Genomic DNA, 18,780 nt, shown 5'->3' with positions numbered 1-18,780 from the left:
CCGCAATGAGTGCGGCATCCGGCGGGGAGTTCTGTGCTTTCACAGGTCCTGACGGGTCTCAGCCGAGCAGGAGCGAGCGGAGCTCGTCGGCCGTCGACACGCGGTAAGCCGCGTCGTCGCCCTCGTGCGAGTCGCTGAAACCCCAGTCGACGAAGATCACCGGCACGTCGTTCGCGGCGCCTCCTTCGACGTCGTGGTGGCGGTCTCCGATCAGCACGGGCCGCGAGATGTCGATGCCGTGGGCGGCCAGTCGGCGCAGCGCCTCGGCCACGATGTCTGTCTTGGTGGCGAGAGTCGCCTCGTCGGGCGTCGCGCCGACCGTCGTCACGAAGTACGGGCGCAGCTCGAGGAAGTCGACGATGGCGTCGACCTGGATCTCGGGCTTGGAACTGGCGGTGGCCTGCGGGATGCCGGCGGCATGCACGTCACGGAGGATCTCCGGGACCCCCACGTAGGTGGCGATGTCCGTGGTGTAGCCGTCGGCCTTGCCGAGCGTGCGGTAGAACGACACGGCCTCCGTCGCCTGCTCGGGCGTCATCCCCGCCTGTGCCTGGAACGAGTCGAACATGGGCGGGCCGATCCAGTGGATCAGCTCCTCGCGCGTCGGCGCAGGCCGACCGAAGTGCGTGAGCGCCACGTTCAGTCGACGGAGGATGCCGACGGAGGCGTCGACGATGGTGCCGTCGACGTCCCACAGCACGCAGGAGTAAGGGGAGAGAGGCATACCTTCCAGCCTATGGGCACCGGTCCTGCACAGAATCCGCCCCGATGGGCTTCTCCACGGATACTGGGATGCCGGATCTCATGCGGTTACCGTCGGGACATCGCCGCGGATGCGGAGAAGACTGGGGGAATGTACGTGTCGATGGAACTCATCGCGATCATCGCCTGCGCGGTGTCGGTGATCGTCGCGTTCGTGAGCGCCTGCGGCTGGTTCCTCACCAGGATGGACGCGCGGTACGCGGCGGCGGACGCCCGGATGGAGGCACGGTTCGCGGCGGCGGACGCCCGGATCGATCGTCTCGAGACTCGCATGGGCGGGGTGGAGCATGAGCTGTCCCAGGTGAAGGTCGCGATCGCGCGACTCGAAGGCCCGCTCCCGCGACTCGTCACGTCTCGCTGACGTCAGAACAGTCGGGGGATGCCGGACTCGATGCCCTTCATGTCGTCGTAGTCGAGCACGAGGCAGCGGATGCCGCGGTCCTCCGCCAGGACGCGCGCCTGCGGTTTGATCTCCTGCGCGGCGAACACCCCCTGCACCGGCGACAGGTGGGGGTCGCGGCGGAGCAGGTCGAGGTAGCGCGTGAGCTGCTCGACCCCGTCGATGTCTCCGCGGCGCTTGACCTCCACCGCGATCGCCACGCCGTCGGCATCCCTCACCAGCAGATCGACCGGACCGATCGCGGTCGGGTACTCGCGGCGCACGAGCGTCGCACCGTCGGCGATGCGATCGACCTGCTCGGCCAGCAGACGCTGCAGGTCGGCCTCGACGCCATCCTTCTGCAGGCCCGGGTCGATCCCCAGGTCATGGTTCGAGTCGTGGATGACCTCGTAGATCTGCACGCGCAGGGCATCGCCGGTCTTCTTGTGCGTGACCCGCCAGACTTCGGTCACCCCGGCGATCGACTCCTCCTCGCCCGGCGCCTCGGTCGAGAGCGAGCAGGGAGGGCTCATCCAGTTCAGGGGCTTGTAGCTGCCGCCGTCCGAGTGCACGAGCAGGCTGCCGTCGCCCTTGTGCACCAACAGGCGCGTGGCGAGAGGCAGATGAGCATTCAGCCGCCCGGAGTAATCGACGGAGCAGCGGGCGATGACGAGACGCACCCGACGAGCCTAACCGCATCGGGCGCGGACGACGTCAGCCCGTCGAGACCGGTGTCTTCTCGTCTTCGCGCAGTGGACGGGCGGCTCCTGAGAAGAGCCCGGAGAGCACGGCGAGTCCGACGAGGATGAACAGCGTGTTGAGGAGCCCGATGTGCTCGCTGATGAATCCGAGCACCGGCGGGCCGCCGAGGAACGAGATGTACCCGATGGTCGCGGCGGCGCTCACACGCGCCGCCGCCTTGGCGGGGTCGTCGGCCGCAGCCGACATGCCCAGCGGGAACCCGAGCGAGGCACCTACGCCCCACAGGGCGGCGCCGACGAACACGAGCGGCAGCGACGGGGCGAGGATGAACAGCAGGATGCCGGAGGCGGCCGTGAGCGCGAGGATGCGCAGCACGACGACGCGGCCGAAGCGGTCGACGAGCGGGCCGCCGAGGATTCGGACGGCGGTCATCGCCACGGAGAAGGTCGCGAGGGCCGCGGCGCCGAGAGCCGTACCACCGCCGTGGTCCTCCGCGACGCCGAGTGCGAGCCAGTCGTTCGCGCCGCCCTCCGCGAAGGACATGCCCAGCATGACCACGCCGATCGCGTAGGTGCGCGGTTCGCGCCAGGCCGCCAGCGCGAGGTGCATGCGCTCGCGCCAGTGCGGCTTCTCGCCCGAGCCGACCTCGGGGTCGAGCGCCTCGCTGCGCGCGGGGACGTTAATGATGCTGACTGCCCCGATCGCCGCGATGAGGATCGCCGTGGCGAGGGTGTGCAGGAAGACGTCGATGTGCAGCTGCGCGGCGAGGGCGCCGAGGCCGGCCCCGGCGACGGTCCCGAAGCTGAAGAAGGCGTGGAACAGCGGCAGGATGGTCTTGCTCGCGTGCTGTTCGATCGCGGTCGCCTCCACGTTCATCATCACGTCGATGCAGCCGTTGCCGAGGCCGAACAGAGCCAGGCCGATCAGCACCACCGGGAACGAGCCGAAGAGGTTCGCACCGATGCCGATCAGCGCGACGCCGGAGGCGAACGTGGCGATCGACAGCGTCATGCCGAGACGCGCACCCGTGCGCGCCAAGATCGCGGGGCTCGACGAGATGCCGATGATCGACGCGATGCCGCCGCCGAGCAGCAGCAACCCGACCTGGGCCTTGTCGATCTCGAGGGCGATCTTGATGCTGGGCACCCGCGACGCCCAGGTCGCGACCGACAGACCGCTGATGAAGAAGATCGCGAAGATCGCGGTGCGCCAGCGGACGTACTGCGCGCGGGTGAGGACGTGCTGCATGAGGAGAGCCTATCGAATCGATTCGATCCCGCCTAGCCACGGCGGGTTATCCTCGGAGTATGACCAGTCCCGAAACTCCGCGCCGCGCGACCATCGCCGATGTCGCGCGCGAGGCGGGGGTCGCGACCTCCACGGCATCCGTCGTCTTCAGCGGCAAGGCCAACGTCGCCCCGGCCACCCGCGAGAGGGTCCTGGCCGCGGCGGCGGAGCTCGGCTACGCCGGACCCGACCCCCGCGCGGCGTCGCTGCGGCGAGGGCGGAGCGGCATCGTCGCAGTCGTCCTCGAAGGGCATCTGCGGGCCGCGTTCCTCGACCCCGTGACGACGGCGATGATGGACGGCCTCACCGACGGGCTCGCCGAGCTGAGCGCCGGCATCCTGCTGATGCGCGACGAGCCGGGCGATGACGGATCGCCCCTCGCGAGCGCACCCGTCGACGCCGTGGTCCTGATCGGATGCTCCGGTCGCACCCGGGCATCTCTCGACGTCGTCCGCGGCCGAGGTCTCCCCGTCGTCGTCATCGAGGGGGACGCGGGCGACGGCATCCCGCGCATCACCCTCGACAATCAGGCGGCCGCGGCGGACGTGGCACGGCACCTCCGCGAGCTCGGGCACCGCGACCTCGCTCTCGTCACGCTGCCGCTCGATCAGGACCGCGTGCGCGGGACGGTCACGGCGGAGCGCATCGCTACGGCCACGGTCGACGTCACCGTGGATCGTCTGGCAGGCATGCGCGAGATCTTCCCCGATGCCCCGGCGATCTCGGCCTCGGGCAGCCTCATCGACGAGGGACTGCTGGTCGGTCGGATGCTGCTCGAGGATCCCGCATCGCGGCCGACGGCCATCTTCGCGCAGAGCGATCTGCTCGCGGTCGGCGTCATCCGCGCGGCGGAGGAGCTCGGACTGCGCGTACCGGAGGATCTGTCGGTGGCCGGTTTCGACGGGATCGACGCCGACGGACTCGGCGACCTCGTGCTCACGACGAGCGTGCAGCCCGCGGTGGAGAAGGGCCGCGCCGCCGGCGAGCAGGTCGCGCGAATGCTGCGCGGAGAGCCGGGAGTCTCGCTGCACCTGACGTGCCGCTTCCGCGCGGGGACCACGACCGCCGCGCCGCGGCGCTGACTCGGGCACGATGGCGCCGGATCAGGAGTGCGCCGGACCGAGCGGTAGTGGAGTCGTCGCGAAGTCCAGCACCGACCACCGGCCGCAGTCGACGATGTCGTCGGGCACCGCGGAGACCGGCAGCTCCCACGGCACCGACTGCGAGTCCTCTACGAGGAACGTGACCTCGCCCACGCGGAAGTCCTCGCGGTTCACGAGCCAGGCATAGCCGTTCAGCCGATGGTCGACCTGCACCAGCTGAGCGGGATCGTCGAGATGCAGTTTCGGCAGCCGCGCGGTCCAGAACTGGCCGGCGCCGGTGCGACCCGACGCGTCGATCCAGTCTTTGACGCACGCGAGGTCGGGGTCTTCGGACGCCTCGGATGCAGCGATTGCCAGACCGGGCGCGCTCATCGCCCCGAGGACGAGGACGCCCGCCGATGCGACGGCGAGGGCCGTGCGGCGCACCCGCGTGGGGAGCCGGAGTGCTCGTGGCGAGGCGACGAGTGAGAGCACCGGCAGGAAGGCGATCGGCTCGAGATAGCGCGCGGCATGGGTGCCGAGGGCGATCGCGCCGATGACGACAGCGACCGGGAAGCCCCACGACGCGACGGCGACCATGCGCGACGCCGGATCATCGGCGCGGATGCTGCGAACCACTCCGAGAGCGAGGAGCGCGAGCCAGACGACGAGGGCGACGACCCCGAGCGGTGACTGCAGACGCTGCGCCGCGAGGTCCCCGTAGTACCCGACCGACTCCCGCCACAATGACGGCTGGGCGTATCCTGCACCCGTGTTCGCGATCCATGCCGCGAACGGAATGCGAAGGAGGATGCCCAGCCCGGTGCCTGCGGTCGCGGCCGCCAGGAGGCCGATCACGGACGCGCGAGGACCACGGCGGAACAGGAACAGAGCCGATACGACGACGTAGGGCGCGGTGAACCAGGCCGCATAGAGCGGGTTGGTGAGGGCGGAGAGCGCGGCGACCGCACCGAGTGCGACACCGAGGGCGACGGTGTGGGCGCTGCCGTCGAGCGCCCGTCGCGTCAGGCCGATCGACGCCACCACGGCGACGACCGTCGCCGAGTAGTAGGTCGTCGTGAGCTGTAGCGATGCGAGTTCGAGAGCGTCCCGCGACGCCGACGTCTCGGTCATCGCCAGCAGGCCGAAGGTCGCGATCGCGACCACCGACCAGCCGACGGGGGCGCGCCCCTCCCGTGCGCGGCCCGCAACGAGGCGGATCGCTCCGTACAGCGCGAGCATTCCGACCACCGCACTCACCGCGAACAGGCCGTCGTCTCCGAGCGGAAGGAGGAGGCGCAGGCCCGAGAACAGGGCCGTCTCCGGGAGGAAGAGCACGCTCGACATCGCCCAGTCCAGCGTCTCGCCGCTGAGGAGCGACCGGGACAGGAGCGCGACGACGAGCGAGTCGCCGTCGCGGAAGAGAAGCTCAGCGCGGGGCGACGATGCCGCGCTCGCCGCGGTGATCAGCGCGACGGCGGCGGCCAGGAGCCAGCCCGTCAGCTCCCGCATCCACGCCCGCGTCACGCGCCTACTCTGCCACGGGATCGACGGGCGATCCGCATGTACCTCAGGCGTCGCGCTGGGCCGCGAGGTCCCACACCCGCTCGAGGGGCGCGGTGCCCTCGGCGCCGTCGGCATCGCGGAACAGCTCGACGAAGCGGCCGATGTCGGCCTGCCAGGCGTGGTCGGCGGGGTCATCGGCGAGCGCCGCGACCGCGGCATCCCAGTCGTCGCACTCGACGAGGTGGAACAGGCGGTGGCCCGAGCGCCAGATCGTCCACTCGTGGATGCCGACGCGCGCGAACGTCGCGGCGAGGTCGTCAGGGATGCGCGCGTGGTTCGTGCGGTAATCGTCGATCGCGCCCTCGCGGATCTCGGAGTGCAGGGCGATGCGCATGGTGTGGTGGCCTTTCGTCAGGTGCGGACGCGGAAGGAGATCGCGACGGGACCCTCGGCACCCGTCATCTCAACCAGGATGGCATCCCCGATCCTTGTCGCGGCGACCGGCGTGCCGGCGATGCGCGCGGTCGTCTCGTCGAGCAGGCGGGCGGGATCCGGGAGGTGTACCGGTCCCCGTGCCTCGATCACGGCGTGCACGGTGCCGTCGGAGCGGGTCCACCGCAGCCACGGGTCATCCGAGGGGCTGAGTCCCTCGATCGGTCGGGCGTCGAAGACGGCGTGGCCGTGCCGGGCGGTCCACGCGGCGATGCCCTCGAGCGTCTGCCGCTGGAGGTCGGGGATGCGGCCGGCCGCGTCGAGGCCGATGTTCAGCAGCAGGTTCCCGCCGCGGGAGACGACGTCGACGAGCAGCCGCACGGCATCGTCTGCCGAGAGCAGATGCTCGGACGTCTCGTTGCGGTTGTGACCGAAGGAGAGGCCGATGCCACGGGTGTTCTCCCAGGCCTCTCCGACCTCGACCGCCGTGCCGTGCACGTATTCGCTCGTGCGGAAGTCCCAGTGCGACTCGCCCCATCGATCGTTGACGACTCCGTCCGGCACCGCGTCGTAGAAGACGTCGAACGCGTGCGCGAGGCTCTTGGGACCCGGTGCGATGCCGGCCTCCGGCCAGCGGATGTCGCCCCAGAGGATGTCGGGGCGGTATCGCTCGACCAGGTCGACGAGATGGTCGTGCGCGTACTCGGCGTACGGGAGGTCGTCGGGTGCCGGGGCCCCGTCGTGATCGATGGGCGGGAGGTCGGAGAAGTGCCAGTCGAGGCCGCCCGAGTAGTAGACGCCGAACCGCAGGCCCGCCCGTCGGGTGGCGTCGGCGAAGGCGTCGATCAGGTCGCGGCGAGGTCCGCGCGCGACCGTGTTCCGGCCGTCGGTGCCCGGAGCGTCCCAGAGCGTGACGCCGTCGTGGTGCTTGGTCGTGGGGATGAAGTAGCGCGCCCCGGTCGCGGCGACCACGGCGAGCACCTCGTCGGGGTCGAACTCCTCCGCGCGCCACTGGTCGAGGAAGTCGTCGTACGGGGCGCCCCCGTGCACGGTCTCGTGATGCTCGCGCGCCGGGGATCCCTCGATGCGGATCGTGTTGGCGTACCACTCCGCGTACGGATTGTGGGCGTACCACTCCTCGCGGGAGACGGCGCCGAGTTCGCCCGTCGGCTCCGCCCAGGCCGGGACCGAGTACGGCCCCCAGTGCACGAAGATGCCCAGACCGGCGCCGCGGTACCACTCGGGCAACGACCGCTCGAAACGGCGGTACTCGGCGGGTCTGACGGCATCCTTCTCGAACATGACCATCGGCGCTTCTCCTTCACTTCGTTGTGGGATATATTGCGTATCAGGTATCCTATAGGAAATTGTCATCTCGATGAGGAGAGTCATGACGGACGCAGCAGTGTTCCACCGGCCCACCCAGCGCATCTCCGGCGGCGAATGGTTCAGTGGAGCCGGTCTCGGGATCTTCGTGCACTGGGACCAGGCATCCCAGCAGGGCATCGAGATCTCCTGGCCGCTCGTCGGGCGTTCGATCATCCCGGGCGAGGATGCCGTGGAGGATCGCGTGACGGTCGCCGAGTACCAGGCGACCGCGCCGACGTTCGACCCCGTGAACTGGGACGCCGCAGACCTCGCCCGTCGGGCTCGTGAGGCTGGCGCCACCTACGTCGTCTTCACCGCCCGGCACCACGCGGGCTACAACATGTTCTTCACCGAGCAGTCGGACTTCGGCGTCGAGCACAGCCCCTTCGGGCGCGACATCACCCGAGAGTTCGTCGACGCCGTGCGGGCAGAGGGGCTCCGAGTCGGGATCTACTACAGCCTGCCCGACTGGAACCACCCCGACTACCCGGCCTTCCGTGACGAGGACCTGCCCTACAAGCTCGAGCACTGGCCCGCCGCCGGCCTCCCCGAGTTCGCAGACACCCCGGACGCGACAGACCGCCACCGCCGCTCGAGCCCCGAGGAATGGGAGCGCTACCTGGAGTACGTCCGCGCACAGCTGCGCGAATTGCTGAGCGACTACGGCACGATCGACCTGCTCTGGTTCGACGGCGACTGGGAGCGCTCAGCGGTCGAATGGACGGCTCCCGCGCTGCGGCGTCTCATCAAGGAACTGCAGCCGGATGTCGTGATCAACGACCGACTGCCGGGGCAGGGTGATTACCGCACCCCCGAACAGGGGTTCCCGCTCACCGCGCCGACCGGTCCCTGGGAGCTGTGCCTCACGATCGGCGACCACTGGGCCTACCGTCGTGGCCCCGACAACGAGAAGTCGGCGCGGTCGCTGCTCGTGACGCTCATCGACGTCGTCGCACGCGGCGGCAATCTGCTGCTCAACGTCGGCCCGGGCCCCGACGGCACGCTCCCCGGGGTGGAGCAGGAACGCCTGCAGGAATTCGCCGACTGGATGCCGTCGCACGCCGAATCCGTGATCGGCGTCGACCCCACCGAGGGGATCGACTTCCACGGTCCGACGACCGCTCGAGAAGGGCGCCTCTACCTGCACCTCACGGCCCTGCCGGTCGAGGAGATCATCGTGCGCGGGCTCCCGGTGCGGCGGATCACCCGCGTGCACCGCCTGGCCGACGGCCTGGACCTGCAGCACGACGCGACCTTCGAGGTGCACGAGGCCTCGACGGCCGGCGACGACCTGGGCGAACTGCGCATCGTCGCCCCGGAACCGAGCGGAGCGCTGGTCGACGTCGTCGCCATCGACTTCTCCACCACCTGAACACAGAACACACCGCGTCCGGACCCCATCCCGATCGAGGCCGGACGCATCCGAGCGGTACCCCTCACCCACGCATCGATGATGCATCCAATGAAGGAGGCAGACAGTATGAATGCAGTCCCCACGCGCCGTGCCAGGCGCCTGATCGTCTCCGGCGTCGCCGGACTCGCCGCGGTCACCCTCGCCGGGTGCGCGAGCAGCTCGGGCGGAGGCGGCGGCGACGCCGGCGGTCCGCTCGTGCTCTACACCTGGGCCGCCAGCGAGGGCGACCAGGCGCAGTGGGCCGACTTCATCTCCGGTGCGAAGGCGGAGGACCCAGATCTCGACATCTCCGTCGAGGGACCGAGCTTCTCGGACTACTGGACCAAGGTGAAGACGCGGCTCAGCGGCAGCAACCCGCCGTGTCTGCTGACGACGCAGGCCGCACGCGCTCAGGAGCTCGGCGATCTGCTGATGCCGCTCGACGACCTCATCGAGGAGAGCGGATTCGACACCGATGAGATCGACGCGTCGATGCTCGCCGGCATGACGGTCGACGGCACGATTCGGGCGATCCCGTACGACGCCGAGCCGATCGTGCTGTTCTACAACGTCGAGGCGTTCCAGGCCGCCGGCCTGGAGCTCCCCGGCGCCGAATACACGCGAGACCAGTTCATCTCCGACGCGAAGGCCCTGACCGACGGCGACAAGAAGGGGCTCGCGCTGGCGCCGGGCATCTTCATCCCGAACGCCTGGTCCCTGGCAGACGGCGTGCCCGCCGTCACGGAGGACGGCGAGCTGGACCTCACCAACCCCGACTTCGTCGAGCAGATGCAGAGCTTCTTCGACCTCGTCGCGGTCGATCAGGTCGCGAAGGCGCCGGAGGCGGCCGACGGCTCGGAGGTGTCGCAGCAGGCGTTCACGTCCGGTGCGGTGCCGATGCTCATCGAGGGCCCGTGGATGTACGGCAGCTTCGCCGAGGCCGCCGACTTCACGCTCGGCGTCACGATCGTGCCGTCGACCAGCGGCAGTGCCGCGGCCATGACCGCGGGGTCGGGCTTCGGCATCGCGGCGAACTGCGAGCGACCGGAAGAGGCGTTCGCCGCCATCGAGGCGCTCACTTCGCTGTCGGTCCAGGAGAAGCAGGCCGAGGCCCGCGGCATCGTCCCCGCCCGCATCGAGGCGCTGCCGGCCTGGGCCGAGGGCAAGACCGAGGGCGCGGCCGACGTGGTCGAGGCACTGCTGTCCGACGCGACGCCGCAGCGCACGACCCCGACCTGGAACCAGGTGGAGACCCTCATGACGCAGTACGGCGTGCAGGGCTACCGAGGCGAGCTGACGGCCGAGGAGATCATGGAGACGATCCAGAACTCGGTGGCGGGCTGAGCGGATGGCCATCATGAGCGACCGGAGAGAGGCCACGGCCTCCTCTGCGATGCCCGGCGTGGCGGGGGCGCCGACCGGCGCCCCCGCCCCGCGGGTTCCGCGTCTGCCGCGGCGGCGGGGTCACGGTTGGGTGGCGGTGGCGTTCCTCGCGCCGGGGATGATCGGTTTCGTCCTGTTCATCCTCACGCCGCTGTTCGGCTCGGCGTTCATCAGCCTCTTCGACTGGAAGCTGTTCGGCAGCCCCGACTTCATCGGCGTCGACAACTACGTCAAGCTGTTCCGCGACCCGACGTTCTACACCGTGCTGGGCAACACCGTGATCTTCGCGGTGGTCTACACAGCGCTGAACCTGTTCGTCGCGCTCTCGATCTCGCTCTGGCTGAACACCCGCATGAAGGCGGCCGGCGCGTGGCGCGTGATCTTCTTCCTGCCGGTCATCACTCCGATGGTCGCCAACGCCCTGGTGTGGCGGCTGCTGCTCTCGCAGGACGGGCTCGTGAACTCGATGCTCGCGACGGTCGGGATCGACGGCCCCAACTGGCTGTCCGATTCGGCCTGGGCGCTTCCGTCGGTGATCGCGATGTCGGTGTGGCAGTCGTTCGGCTACAACGTCATCGTGCTCTCGGCCGGCCTGAGCGCGATCCCGAAGGAGCTCCTCGAGGCGTCCCGGATCGACGGGACGACCGCGTGGCAGCGGCTGCGCTTCATCGTGCTGCCACTCCTGTCGCCCTCGCTGTTCTTCTGCTCGACGATGACGATGATCGGCGCCTTCCAGGTCTTCGTGCAGCCGCTCTTCCTGACCCAGGGCGGTCCCGGCGAGAGCACGAACACGTTCGTGCTCTACCTGTACCGGAACGGCTTCGTCTTCGACCGGCTCGGTTACGCATCCGCGCTCGCGTGGATCCTCTTCGTCGTGGTCATGCTCATCACGGCCCTGCAGTTCGTCGGCCAGCGCAAGTGGGTGAACTATGAGTGACCGCGACCTCTCCGCCACCGCTCTGCTGGTGCTCCCTCGGCGAGCGAAGCAGCGGCGGACCACCGTGAAGGAGTGGCTGAACACCGCGGCGATCGCCGTGGTGGCGCTGATCTTCGCGTTCCCGTTCATCTGGATGTTCCTCACCGCGCTGAAACCCGAGAACGAGGTCTTCACCGAGACGCCGCAGATCTTCGGATCCGAGATCCGCTGGGCGAACTTCGTCGAGGCGTGGACGGTCGTGCCGTTCGGACGCTTCATCCTCAACGGCCTGCTCGTCGCGATCCTCGGTGCCGCGCTGTCGGTCGTCGTCGCGGTGCTCTCGGCCTACGCGTTCTCGCGACTCCGCTTCCGCTTCCGCGACAAGCTGTTCCTCCTGTTCGTGCTCACGCTCGTGCTGCCGCAGGAGGTGCTGGTCGTTCCGCTGTTCATCATGATCAACGGCTGGGGGCTCAACGACACCTACGCGGCGCTGATCATCCCGTTCGCGTTCACGGCGTTCGGCACGTTCCTCATGCGTCAGTTCTTCCTGACCATCCCGCTGGAGTACGAGGAGGCGGCGCTGATCGACGGCGCCTCGCGGCTGCGCACGCTGTGGTCCGTCCTGCTGCCGCAGCTGGTCGCACCCCTGAGCGTGCTGGCGGTCTTCTCGTTCATCGGCTACTGGAACTCGTACCTGTGGCCGCTCATCATCATCAACACGCAGGACATGGCCACGGTCCCCCTGGGGCTCGGCATGTTCACCGGCCAGTTCGGCACGCAGTGGGCTCTGCTCATGGCGGCGTCGACCCTGGCCGTCATCCCCTCGCTGATCCTGGTGCTGCTCCTGCAGCGTCAGCTGATCAAGGGGGTCACCCTGGGCGGACTCGGAGGACGCTGATGACCACCACTGACGACACACGCCTGGACGTGCGGACGGATGCCACGGCGGGAAGCCGCATCGTGCACGCCGAGGCCCGGCTCTGCGACATACCCGTCGAGACCGAGCGCACCGACGCGCTGCAGACCTTCGTGAAGCAGGAGACGATCCTCGTGCGGATCCGCACGGCGGACGGCGCCGAAGGCGTCGGCTACAGCTACACGATCGGCACGGGCGGCGCCGCGGTGCTGAGCCTGCTCCGCGAGACGCTGCTGCCCGCGCTGATCGGGCTCGAGGCCGAGCGGCCGGAGGCGGTGTGGCTGTCGCTGTTCGGCATCACCAGGGCCACGACGGTCGGCCCGATCACGGCGCTCGCGCTCGCCGCGATCGATACCGCGGTGTGGGATGCGAAGACCATGCGCGCCGGGCTGCCGCTCTGGGTCGCGGCCGGAGGCGCCTCCCCCTCGGTGCCGATGTACGACACGGAGGGCGGTTGGCTGCACTACCGCACCGACGAGCTCGTCGAGCACGCGGTCGCCGCGAAGGAGCGCGGCATGGGCGGGGTCAAGATCAAGGTCGGCATGCCGCGAGGTCACCAGGACCTCGACCGACTGCGCGCGGTGCGCGACGCCGTCGGCCCCGATCTCGACATCATGGTGGACGCGAACCAGTCGTTCTCCGTCTCGGAGGCCGTGCGCCGTGCACACCTGTTCGAGCAGGTCGACGTGTTCTGGTTCGAGGAGCCCCTCCCCGCCGAAGACATCGAGGGCCACCGCCTCCTCGCCCGGTCGACGTCGGTGCCCATCGCGGTCGGCGAGAGCATGTACTCGCTCGGTCATTTCCGCGAGCACCTGCAGCGCGGCGGGGCGTCGATCGTGCAGGCGGATGTCGCGCGAGTCGGCGGCATCACGCCGTGGCTCAAGATCGCGCACCTCGCGGAGTCGTTCAACGCGAAGGTGGCGCCGCACTTCCTGATGGAGCTGCACGTCTCGCTCGTCTGCGCGATCCCCAACGCGCTCTACCTCGAGCACATCCCGCAACTGCGGGCCGTGACCACGGGAGAGCTGCGCATCGAGAACGGCAGAGGGTGGGCGCCGACGGCACCCGGCCTCGGCATCCCGTGGGACGATCGTGCGCTGGACCGGCTGATCGTCGCATGAGCCTCCTCGATGCCCCACCCGTCGCCATCGGGCGCGGGGGACTCGCCGCCCCGCCCGTCGGCTACGGCGCCGCCGCACTCGGCAACCTCTACCGCGCGCTCAGCGACGACGAGTGGCCGGCGATCGTCCCCGCGGCGTGGGACAGCGGCGTACGGTACTTCGACGTCGCCCCGCACTACGGCCTCGGGCTCGCGGAGCGACGGCTGGGTGAGGGGCTGCGTGCCCTGCCGCGAGACGAGTTGCTCGTCTCGACGAAGGTGGGGCGGCTCCTCGTGCCGCAGGATGCCGATGGCCGCACGGATCTGGAGAACCTCTTCGACGTGCCGTCCGACCACCGTCGGGTCAGCGACTACTCGCGCGACGGCGTGCTGCGCTCGATCGAGGACTCGCTGACGCGGCTGGGCCTCGACCGCGTCGACATCGTGCTGGTGCACGACCCCGACGAGTTCGAGCGGGAGGCGCTCGACGGCGCGTTTCCCGCGCTCGCGGAGCTCCGCGACCAAGGCGTGATCACGTCGTTCGGGGCGGGCATGAACCAGAGCGCGATGCCCGCCCGCTTCGTGCGCGAGACGGATGCCGACGTGATGATGATCGCCGGACGGTGGACGCTGCTCGACGAATCCGCCGCCGACGACCTGCTGCCCGCCGCGGAGGAGCGGGGTGTCAGCGTGCTCGCCGCCGCGGTGTTCAATTCCGGCATCCTCGCGACGGACGACCCGGCGCCCGGCGCGATGTTCGACTACGGGCCGGCCGGGGAGCGGATCGTCGCGCGTGCCCGGGCGATCGCGCGCGTCGCCGCTCGCCACGGGCACACGCTCCCCGAGCTCGCGGTGCAGTACCCGCTCTCCCATCCGGCGGTGGCGGCCGTCGTGCTCGGCGGAGCGAGCGCCGAGCAGATCTCCCGGAACAGTGGTCTGCTGGAGCGTCCCGTCGCCGCCGACCTCTGGGACGAACTCCGGGAACTCGGTCTGATCAGCCACTCTCCGTCGGTGCTCGCGAATCCGGCGTCCGCGCGCCCCCGTTATGAGGGCGAAGGGCAGCCCGTACGATGAGACTCATGTTCAGCGACGACGAGGCCCGCGGACCGCGCCCGCTCCCCGCGCGACGCGCCCTCGTCGACGACGTCTACGACGCGGTGCTCGGACTGCTCATGGACCGCGTGATCGACCCGGGTGCTCGCGTCAACATCGACGCCGTCGCCAGGGACCTCGACGTGTCGCCCACGCCCGTCCGGGAGGCTCTCACGCGGCTCGAGGCGGAGGGGCTCGTCGCGAAGCGCGCTCTCAAGGGATACGTCGCCGCCCCGCTGCTCGACGCCCGAGGGTTGAGGGACCTCTACGACATGCGCGAGCTCCTCGAACCGGAGGCCGCTCGGCGTGCCTCGGGGCACATCGACGACCGCACCGAGTCGGAGCTGGCGGAGTCGGTGGCGCAGATGCGCGCGGCATCCGATCCGAATGAGGACGAGCGCTTCCGCAACTACCGCCGGTTCATCGACGAGGACCTCCACTTCCACCACCTCATCGCCGAGCACGCCGACAGCCCGCTGCTGGCCGAGGCGATCGTGCGGCTGCGCTCGCACATGCACCTCTATCGGCTGAACTTCCGTCACGACTTCGAAGACGACACGGTCAGGGAGCACGAGAGCATCCTCGAGGCGCTTCGCCGACGCGACGCGGATGCCGCGGCCGAGGCGATGCGCGCCCACATCGCGCAGTCCTACGAACGGCTCGGTCCTGCGCTCGCGCGGAACTCCGAAGCGGAGCAATCCGAGACCCGCGGCCTTACGACTTCCTAACGCCGGGTAAACTGGACAGCGACACCCGCCCGCCTGAGCCGATCTCGGCCGACGAGCTTTGAGGAGCCGCTTATGCTGACGCTCCTCGCCGTGTTCCTCCTCGGGTCGCTTCTGATGCCCGTTCTGGTGCGCTGGCTGGGGGCTCAGGCCTTCGCGGTCGCCGCGCTCATTCCCGCAGCGGCATTCACCCACGCGCTCGTGCTCACTCCGCAGGTGCTCGACGGCCCGGCGCCGTTCGTGTCCGTGCCGTGGATCCCCCAGCTCGGACTGAACATGTCGATGCACATGGACGTACTGGGCTGGGTCCTGACCCTCATCGTCACCGGTGTCGGCGCCCTCGTGCTCCTGTACTGCCGGTGGTACTTCCACGACGACTCCGCGGGTATCGGGCAGTTCTCCGCGGTGCTGCTCGCGTTCGCCGGCGCGATGTACGGCCTGGTGCTCACCGATGACCTCGTCATGCTCGTCATGTTCTGGGAAGTCACGAGCATCCTGTCGTACCTGCTCATCGGCCACTACCGCCGTCGCGCCGCCAGCCGTCGTGCCGCCCTGCAGGCGCTGCTCGTGACGACGCTCGGCGGACTCGTGATGTTCATCGGCGTCGTACTCCTCGTGGTGGATGCGGGAACGGGCAGCATCCGCGAGATCCTGGAGCTCGCACCGAGCGGACCGATGGTGGATGCGGCGATCGTGATGCTCCTCGTCGGGGCGATCAGCAAGTCCGCGATCTTCCCGTTCCACTTCTGGCTGCCCGGCGCGATGGCCGCGCCGACTCCCGTGAGCGCGTACCTGCACGCGGCCGCGATGGTGAAGGCGGGCATCTACCTCATCGCCCGGTTCGCGCCGATCTTCGCGTTCAGCGGGCCATGGCGCCCGATCATCATCTCGCTCGGCATCGTCACCATGCTCCTCGGCGGATTCCAGGCGCTGCGCGAGACCGACCTCAAACGCATCCTCGCCTTCGGCACCGTGAGCCAGCTCGGCTTCTTCGCGGTCGTCGTGGGCTACGGCACGCAGGCCAGCGCCCTCGCCGGACTCGCGCTGGTCATCGGCCACGCGCTCTTCAAGTCGGCGCTGTTCCTCATCGTCGGCGTGATCGACCGGCAGCTCTCGACGCGTGACATCACCGAGCTCAGCGGAGTCGGCCGCCAGGCACCCGTCATGGCGACCGCGGCATTCATCTCGGTCGCCTCGATGGCGGGCATCGCGCCCACCATCGGATTCGTGGCGAAGGAGTCGACGCTCACGGCCCTGCTCGACGACGCGATCGGCGGCTCGACATGGGGTGTCGTGGCGATCATCGGCGTGAGCCTGGGTTCTATGCTCACAGCGGCATACGGCATCCGCTTCCTCTGGGGTGCGTTCTGGAGCAAGCGCGACGCGATGGGCGACCGCATCCCCGACACCGTCTGGCCCGACCCGCCCGTCGGCTTCCTCTCGGCGCCGATCATCCTCGCCGGCGTCACGCTGGCCGCCGGCATCGGCGCGCCCGCGATCGACAAGGCGCTGCAGGGGTACGCGCTCACCGCGACGCCGGGTCTCGACCATGCTGGCGAAGCGATCGAGGGGCCGGGTCATCTCGCGCTCTGGCACGGACTGGAGCCGGCACTCGGCATCTCGATCCTCACGGTCCTGCTCGGAGCGGCGCTGTTCCTGCTGACCGTGCGCTCGGGCTGGGACCGCAGGTCCCGCCTGCTGCCGTTCACCGCGGCCGACGCGTACTACCTCGTGGTGCGCGGCGTCGACCGCCTGTCGGTGCTCAGCACGAGCCTGACCCAGCGCGGTTCGCTGCCGGTGTACGTCGGCACGATCTTCGTGGTCTTCGTCGCCGCCGAGATCACCGCGCTGCTCGCGAGCGACATCGACCGGTTCCAGCTCTCCGCCTGGCACACCCCCGTGCAGATCGTCGTCGCCCCGCTCATGGCCGTCGCCGGTGTGATCGCGGTGCGGGCGCGCAAGCGCTACACGGGCGTCGTGCTCGTCTCGGTCACGGGCCTCGGCATGGTCGTGCTCTTCGCGACGAGCGGCGCCCCCGACCTCGCGCTGACGCAGATCCTCATCGAGACGGTGACGCTCGTGACCTTCGCGCTCGTGCTGCGTCGGCTGCCCGCGCGTCTCGGCGAGCACAACGCGTCGGTCGGCCGCGTCCCGCGCGCGCTGCTCGCGATCGGCGCCGGCCTGACGATGGCCTGGATCGCGATCGTGGCGACGCAGTCGCGGGTCGCGGCGCCGATCTCCGAGACGTTCCCGAAACTGGCGTACGAGATCGGCCACGGCAAGAACGTCGTCAACGTCGCCCTGGTCGACCTTCGCGGATGGGACACCATGGGCGAGCTCTCGGTGCTCGTGCTCGCCGCGACCGGCGTCGCGTCGCTCGTGTTCGTGACGCACCGGGCCGACATGCTCGCCTCCACCAAGACGCTCCCGAAGGCCAAGCGCCGCCGCACGCTCAGCCGCCCCCTCGTCGAGACGACCGACGGCATCCGTTTCCAGACGTCGCAGAACGAGAGCAGCCCCCGCGCCTGGCTCGTCGGCGGCCCCAAGATGAAGCCTGAGAACAGGTCGATCCTGCTCGAGGTGATCGTCCGCATCCTGTTCCACACGATCATCGTCGTATCGATCTTCCTCCTGTTCGCCGGGCACAACCTCCCTGGTGGCGGCTTCGCCGGCGGGCTCGTCGCGGGCATGGCCCTCGTCATGCGCTACATCGCGGGCGGACGCTGGGAGCTCGGCGCGGCCGCTCCCACGGATGCCGGACGCCTGCTCGGCGCCGGGCTCATCCTCGCGGTCGGCGCGGCCGTCGTGCCCCTGTTCTTCGGGCAGGCGCCGCTCACCAGCACGTTCTGGGAGTGGGAGATCCCCGGCATCGGCCACATGGAGTTCGTCACCTCGACGATCTTCGACGTCGGCGTGTACCTCGTCGTCATCGGGCTCGTGCTCGACGTGCTGCGCAGCCTCGGCGCCGAGGTCGACCGGCAGACCCAGGAGCTGCGCGAGCGGGGGGTGACGATCTGATGGACGTGTCCGTCACCCTGATCGCCATCATGGCCGTGCTCTTCGCGTGCGGCGTGTACGCGATGCTCGAGCGCAGCCTGACCCGCGTGCTCATCGGCTTCCTGCTGCTGGGCAACGCCACGAATCTGCTGCTGCTGATCGTCATGGGCGTCCCCGGGCGCGCGCCGTTCTACGACGCCGACGGCGATGTGAGCGATCCGCTGCCGCAGGCGCTCACCCTCACCGCGATCGTCATCACCTTCGCGGTCTCGGCCTTCCTCCTCGCCCTCATCTACCGCTCCTGGCAGCTCGGCCAGGCCGACACGGTCGAGGACGACGAGGCCGACATCGCGCTCCGCGAGCGCACCGACGCCGACGAAGACCTCATGGACGACGAGTCCGAGACCGGCGACGACGACGCGACCACCGACTTCGTCGGCGTGGAGACCTCGCCGATCACGGTGCTGCACATGCGTGACAACGCGGCGATCCACGACGACGCCCCGGTCGACCGCCCGAGCTCGTGGTCGCCCGAGGGCCGCGACGCGGAGGGCAGCGCCGACACCGACGACGCGGAAGAGGCGGGCGCTGCGGCATCCGTCCTCTCCGCCGAATCGGCTCCGCCCGACGACGACCGCGACTTCCGCACAGACGCCGACACGCACGCCTCCGACGCCCACGAGACGGATGCCGCGGATGCGGCGCGAGACACGGCATCCGACACCGCATCCGACGACAACG

At 69.7% G+C, this 18,780-nt stretch carries 16 protein-coding genes and 1 pseudogene; 11 read left to right on the top strand and 6 right to left on the bottom strand.

Going from position 1 to position 18,780, the window contains the following annotated elements; translation table 11 throughout:
* Window positions 1-58: 58 nt before the first annotated feature.
* Window positions 59-724, bottom strand: coding sequence for an HAD hydrolase-like protein (locus AUC47_RS05070; protein ID WP_096714110.1), 666 nt, complete (start codon window positions 722-724; stop codon window positions 59-61).
* 129 nt (window positions 725-853) lie between these two features.
* On the opposite strand from AUC47_RS05070, the gene AUC47_RS05065 reads away from it, so the two are divergent.
* Complete coding sequence (locus AUC47_RS05065; RefSeq protein ID WP_096714109.1) at window positions 854-1,123, top strand: response regulator; 270 nt, start codon at window positions 854-856, stop codon at window positions 1,121-1,123.
* Window positions 1,124-1,125: 2 nt separating this feature from the next.
* Here AUC47_RS05065 and nucS read toward each other — a convergent pair whose 3' ends face one another.
* The gene (gene nucS, locus AUC47_RS05060; protein ID WP_096714108.1) at window positions 1,126-1,821 is read right to left on the bottom strand and encodes an endonuclease NucS; all 696 of its coding nucleotides are present in this window, start codon (window positions 1,819-1,821) and stop codon (window positions 1,126-1,128) included.
* Window positions 1,822-1,855: 34 nt separating this feature from the next.
* Complete coding sequence (locus AUC47_RS05055; RefSeq protein WP_096714107.1) at window positions 1,856-3,091, bottom strand: MFS transporter; 1,236 nt, start codon at window positions 3,089-3,091, stop codon at window positions 1,856-1,858.
* A 59-nt stretch (window positions 3,092-3,150) separates the two neighbouring features.
* On the opposite strand from AUC47_RS05055, the gene AUC47_RS05050 reads away from it, so the two are divergent.
* Window positions 3,151-4,212: a LacI family DNA-binding transcriptional regulator gene (locus tag AUC47_RS05050; protein ID WP_096714106.1), complete on the top strand. Its 1,062-nt coding sequence runs from the start codon at window positions 3,151-3,153 to the stop codon at window positions 4,210-4,212.
* A 21-nt stretch (window positions 4,213-4,233) separates the two neighbouring features.
* Here AUC47_RS05050 and AUC47_RS05045 read toward each other — a convergent pair whose 3' ends face one another.
* Genes AUC47_RS05045 through AUC47_RS05035 form a run of 3 tightly spaced genes read right to left on the bottom strand, consistent with a single transcriptional unit; the run spans window position 4,234 to window position 7,458 of the window.
* Complete coding sequence (locus AUC47_RS05045) at window positions 4,234-5,739, bottom strand: hypothetical protein (RefSeq protein ID WP_096714105.1); 1,506 nt, start codon at window positions 5,737-5,739, stop codon at window positions 4,234-4,236.
* 43 nt (window positions 5,740-5,782) lie between these two features.
* The gene (locus AUC47_RS05040) at window positions 5,783-6,112 is read right to left on the bottom strand and encodes an L-rhamnose mutarotase (RefSeq protein WP_096714104.1); all 330 of its coding nucleotides are present in this window, start codon (window positions 6,110-6,112) and stop codon (window positions 5,783-5,785) included.
* A gap of 17 nt (window positions 6,113-6,129) precedes the next feature.
* On the bottom strand, window positions 6,130-7,458 hold the full coding sequence (locus tag AUC47_RS05035) for an alpha-L-fucosidase (protein ID WP_096714103.1): 1,329 nt from the start codon (window positions 7,456-7,458) through the stop codon (window positions 6,130-6,132).
* Between the two features lie 82 nt (window positions 7,459-7,540).
* On the opposite strand from AUC47_RS05035, the gene AUC47_RS05030 reads away from it, so the two are divergent.
* The 9 genes and pseudogenes from AUC47_RS05030 to AUC47_RS04990 all read left to right on the top strand — a co-directional run.
* The gene (locus AUC47_RS05030) at window positions 7,541-8,890 is read left to right on the top strand and encodes an alpha-L-fucosidase (protein ID WP_256999447.1); all 1,350 of its coding nucleotides are present in this window, start codon (window positions 7,541-7,543) and stop codon (window positions 8,888-8,890) included.
* Between the two features lie 108 nt (window positions 8,891-8,998).
* Complete coding sequence (locus tag AUC47_RS05025) at window positions 8,999-10,255, top strand: ABC transporter substrate-binding protein (protein ID WP_256999446.1); 1,257 nt, start codon at window positions 8,999-9,001, stop codon at window positions 10,253-10,255.
* A 13-nt stretch (window positions 10,256-10,268) separates the two neighbouring features.
* On the top strand, window positions 10,269-11,231 hold the full coding sequence (locus AUC47_RS05020; protein ID WP_256999445.1) for a carbohydrate ABC transporter permease: 963 nt from the start codon (window positions 10,269-10,271) through the stop codon (window positions 11,229-11,231).
* Window positions 11,224-12,108: a carbohydrate ABC transporter permease gene (locus tag AUC47_RS05015; protein ID WP_096714100.1), complete on the top strand. Its 885-nt coding sequence runs from the start codon at window positions 11,224-11,226 to the stop codon at window positions 12,106-12,108. The genes AUC47_RS05020 and AUC47_RS05015 overlap by 8 nt, the downstream gene beginning before the upstream one ends.
* Window positions 12,108-13,247, top strand: a complete 1,140-nt coding sequence (locus tag AUC47_RS05010) for a mandelate racemase/muconate lactonizing enzyme family protein (RefSeq protein ID WP_096714099.1) — start codon at window positions 12,108-12,110, stop codon at window positions 13,245-13,247. Before AUC47_RS05015 ends, AUC47_RS05010 begins: the two co-directional genes overlap by 1 nt.
* Window positions 13,244-14,299 (top strand): aldo/keto reductase, encoded by a 1,056-nt coding sequence (locus AUC47_RS05005; RefSeq protein ID WP_096714098.1) that lies wholly within the window; start codon window positions 13,244-13,246, stop codon window positions 14,297-14,299. The genes AUC47_RS05010 and AUC47_RS05005 overlap by 4 nt, the downstream gene beginning before the upstream one ends.
* Before the next feature lie 5 nt (window positions 14,300-14,304).
* On the top strand, window positions 14,305-15,045 hold the full coding sequence (locus tag AUC47_RS05000) for a GntR family transcriptional regulator (RefSeq protein WP_096714097.1): 741 nt from the start codon (window positions 14,305-14,307) through the stop codon (window positions 15,043-15,045).
* Window positions 15,046-15,117: 72 nt separating this feature from the next.
* On the top strand, window positions 15,118-18,060 hold the full coding sequence (locus AUC47_RS04995) for a Na+/H+ antiporter subunit A (RefSeq protein ID WP_096714096.1): 2,943 nt from the start codon (window positions 15,118-15,120) through the stop codon (window positions 18,058-18,060).
* Window positions 18,060-18,587: pseudogene (locus tag AUC47_RS04990) on the top strand (Na(+)/H(+) antiporter subunit C); the annotation flags it as partial. The gene AUC47_RS04995 and the pseudogene AUC47_RS04990, both read left to right, overlap by 1 nt.
* Window positions 18,588-18,780 lie beyond the last annotated feature (193 nt).

Source organism: Microbacterium sp. SZ1 (assembly GCF_002362255.1).
Lineage (GTDB): Bacteria > Actinomycetota > Actinomycetes > Actinomycetales > Microbacteriaceae > Microbacterium.
This window is presented reverse-complemented; position numbering and strand designations above follow the sequence as displayed.

What these genes read in the sequence shown, in the direction of transcription:
- AUC47_RS05035 (WP_096714103.1), bottom strand. Translation starts at nt 7,458, where the DNA reads ATGGTCATGTTCGAGAAGGATGCCGTCAGACCCGCCGAGTACCGCCGT.
- AUC47_RS05030 (WP_256999447.1), top strand. Translation starts at nt 7,541, where the DNA reads ATGACGGACGCAGCAGTGTTCCACCGGCCCACCCAGCGCATCTCCGGC.
- AUC47_RS04995 (WP_096714096.1), top strand. Translation starts at nt 15,118, where the DNA reads ATGCTGACGCTCCTCGCCGTGTTCCTCCTCGGGTCGCTTCTGATGCCC.
- AUC47_RS05025 (WP_256999446.1), top strand. Translation starts at nt 8,999, where the DNA reads ATGAATGCAGTCCCCACGCGCCGTGCCAGGCGCCTGATCGTCTCCGGC.
- AUC47_RS05055 (WP_096714107.1), bottom strand. Translation starts at nt 3,091, where the DNA reads ATGCAGCACGTCCTCACCCGCGCGCAGTACGTCCGCTGGCGCACCGCG.
- AUC47_RS05065 (WP_096714109.1), top strand. Translation starts at nt 854, where the DNA reads ATGTACGTGTCGATGGAACTCATCGCGATCATCGCCTGCGCGGTGTCG.
- AUC47_RS05070 (WP_096714110.1), bottom strand. Translation starts at nt 724, where the DNA reads ATGCCTCTCTCCCCTTACTCCTGCGTGCTGTGGGACGTCGACGGCACC.
- AUC47_RS05000 (WP_096714097.1), top strand. Translation starts at nt 14,305, where the DNA reads ATGTTCAGCGACGACGAGGCCCGCGGACCGCGCCCGCTCCCCGCGCGA.
- AUC47_RS05015 (WP_096714100.1), top strand. Translation starts at nt 11,224, where the DNA reads ATGAGTGACCGCGACCTCTCCGCCACCGCTCTGCTGGTGCTCCCTCGG.
- AUC47_RS05010 (WP_096714099.1), top strand. Translation starts at nt 12,108, where the DNA reads ATGACCACCACTGACGACACACGCCTGGACGTGCGGACGGATGCCACG.
- AUC47_RS05020 (WP_256999445.1), top strand. Translation starts at nt 10,269, where the DNA reads ATGAGCGACCGGAGAGAGGCCACGGCCTCCTCTGCGATGCCCGGCGTG.
- AUC47_RS05040 (WP_096714104.1), bottom strand. Translation starts at nt 6,112, where the DNA reads ATGCGCATCGCCCTGCACTCCGAGATCCGCGAGGGCGCGATCGACGAT.
- AUC47_RS05050 (WP_096714106.1), top strand. Translation starts at nt 3,151, where the DNA reads ATGACCAGTCCCGAAACTCCGCGCCGCGCGACCATCGCCGATGTCGCG.
- AUC47_RS05005 (WP_096714098.1), top strand. Translation starts at nt 13,244, where the DNA reads ATGAGCCTCCTCGATGCCCCACCCGTCGCCATCGGGCGCGGGGGACTC.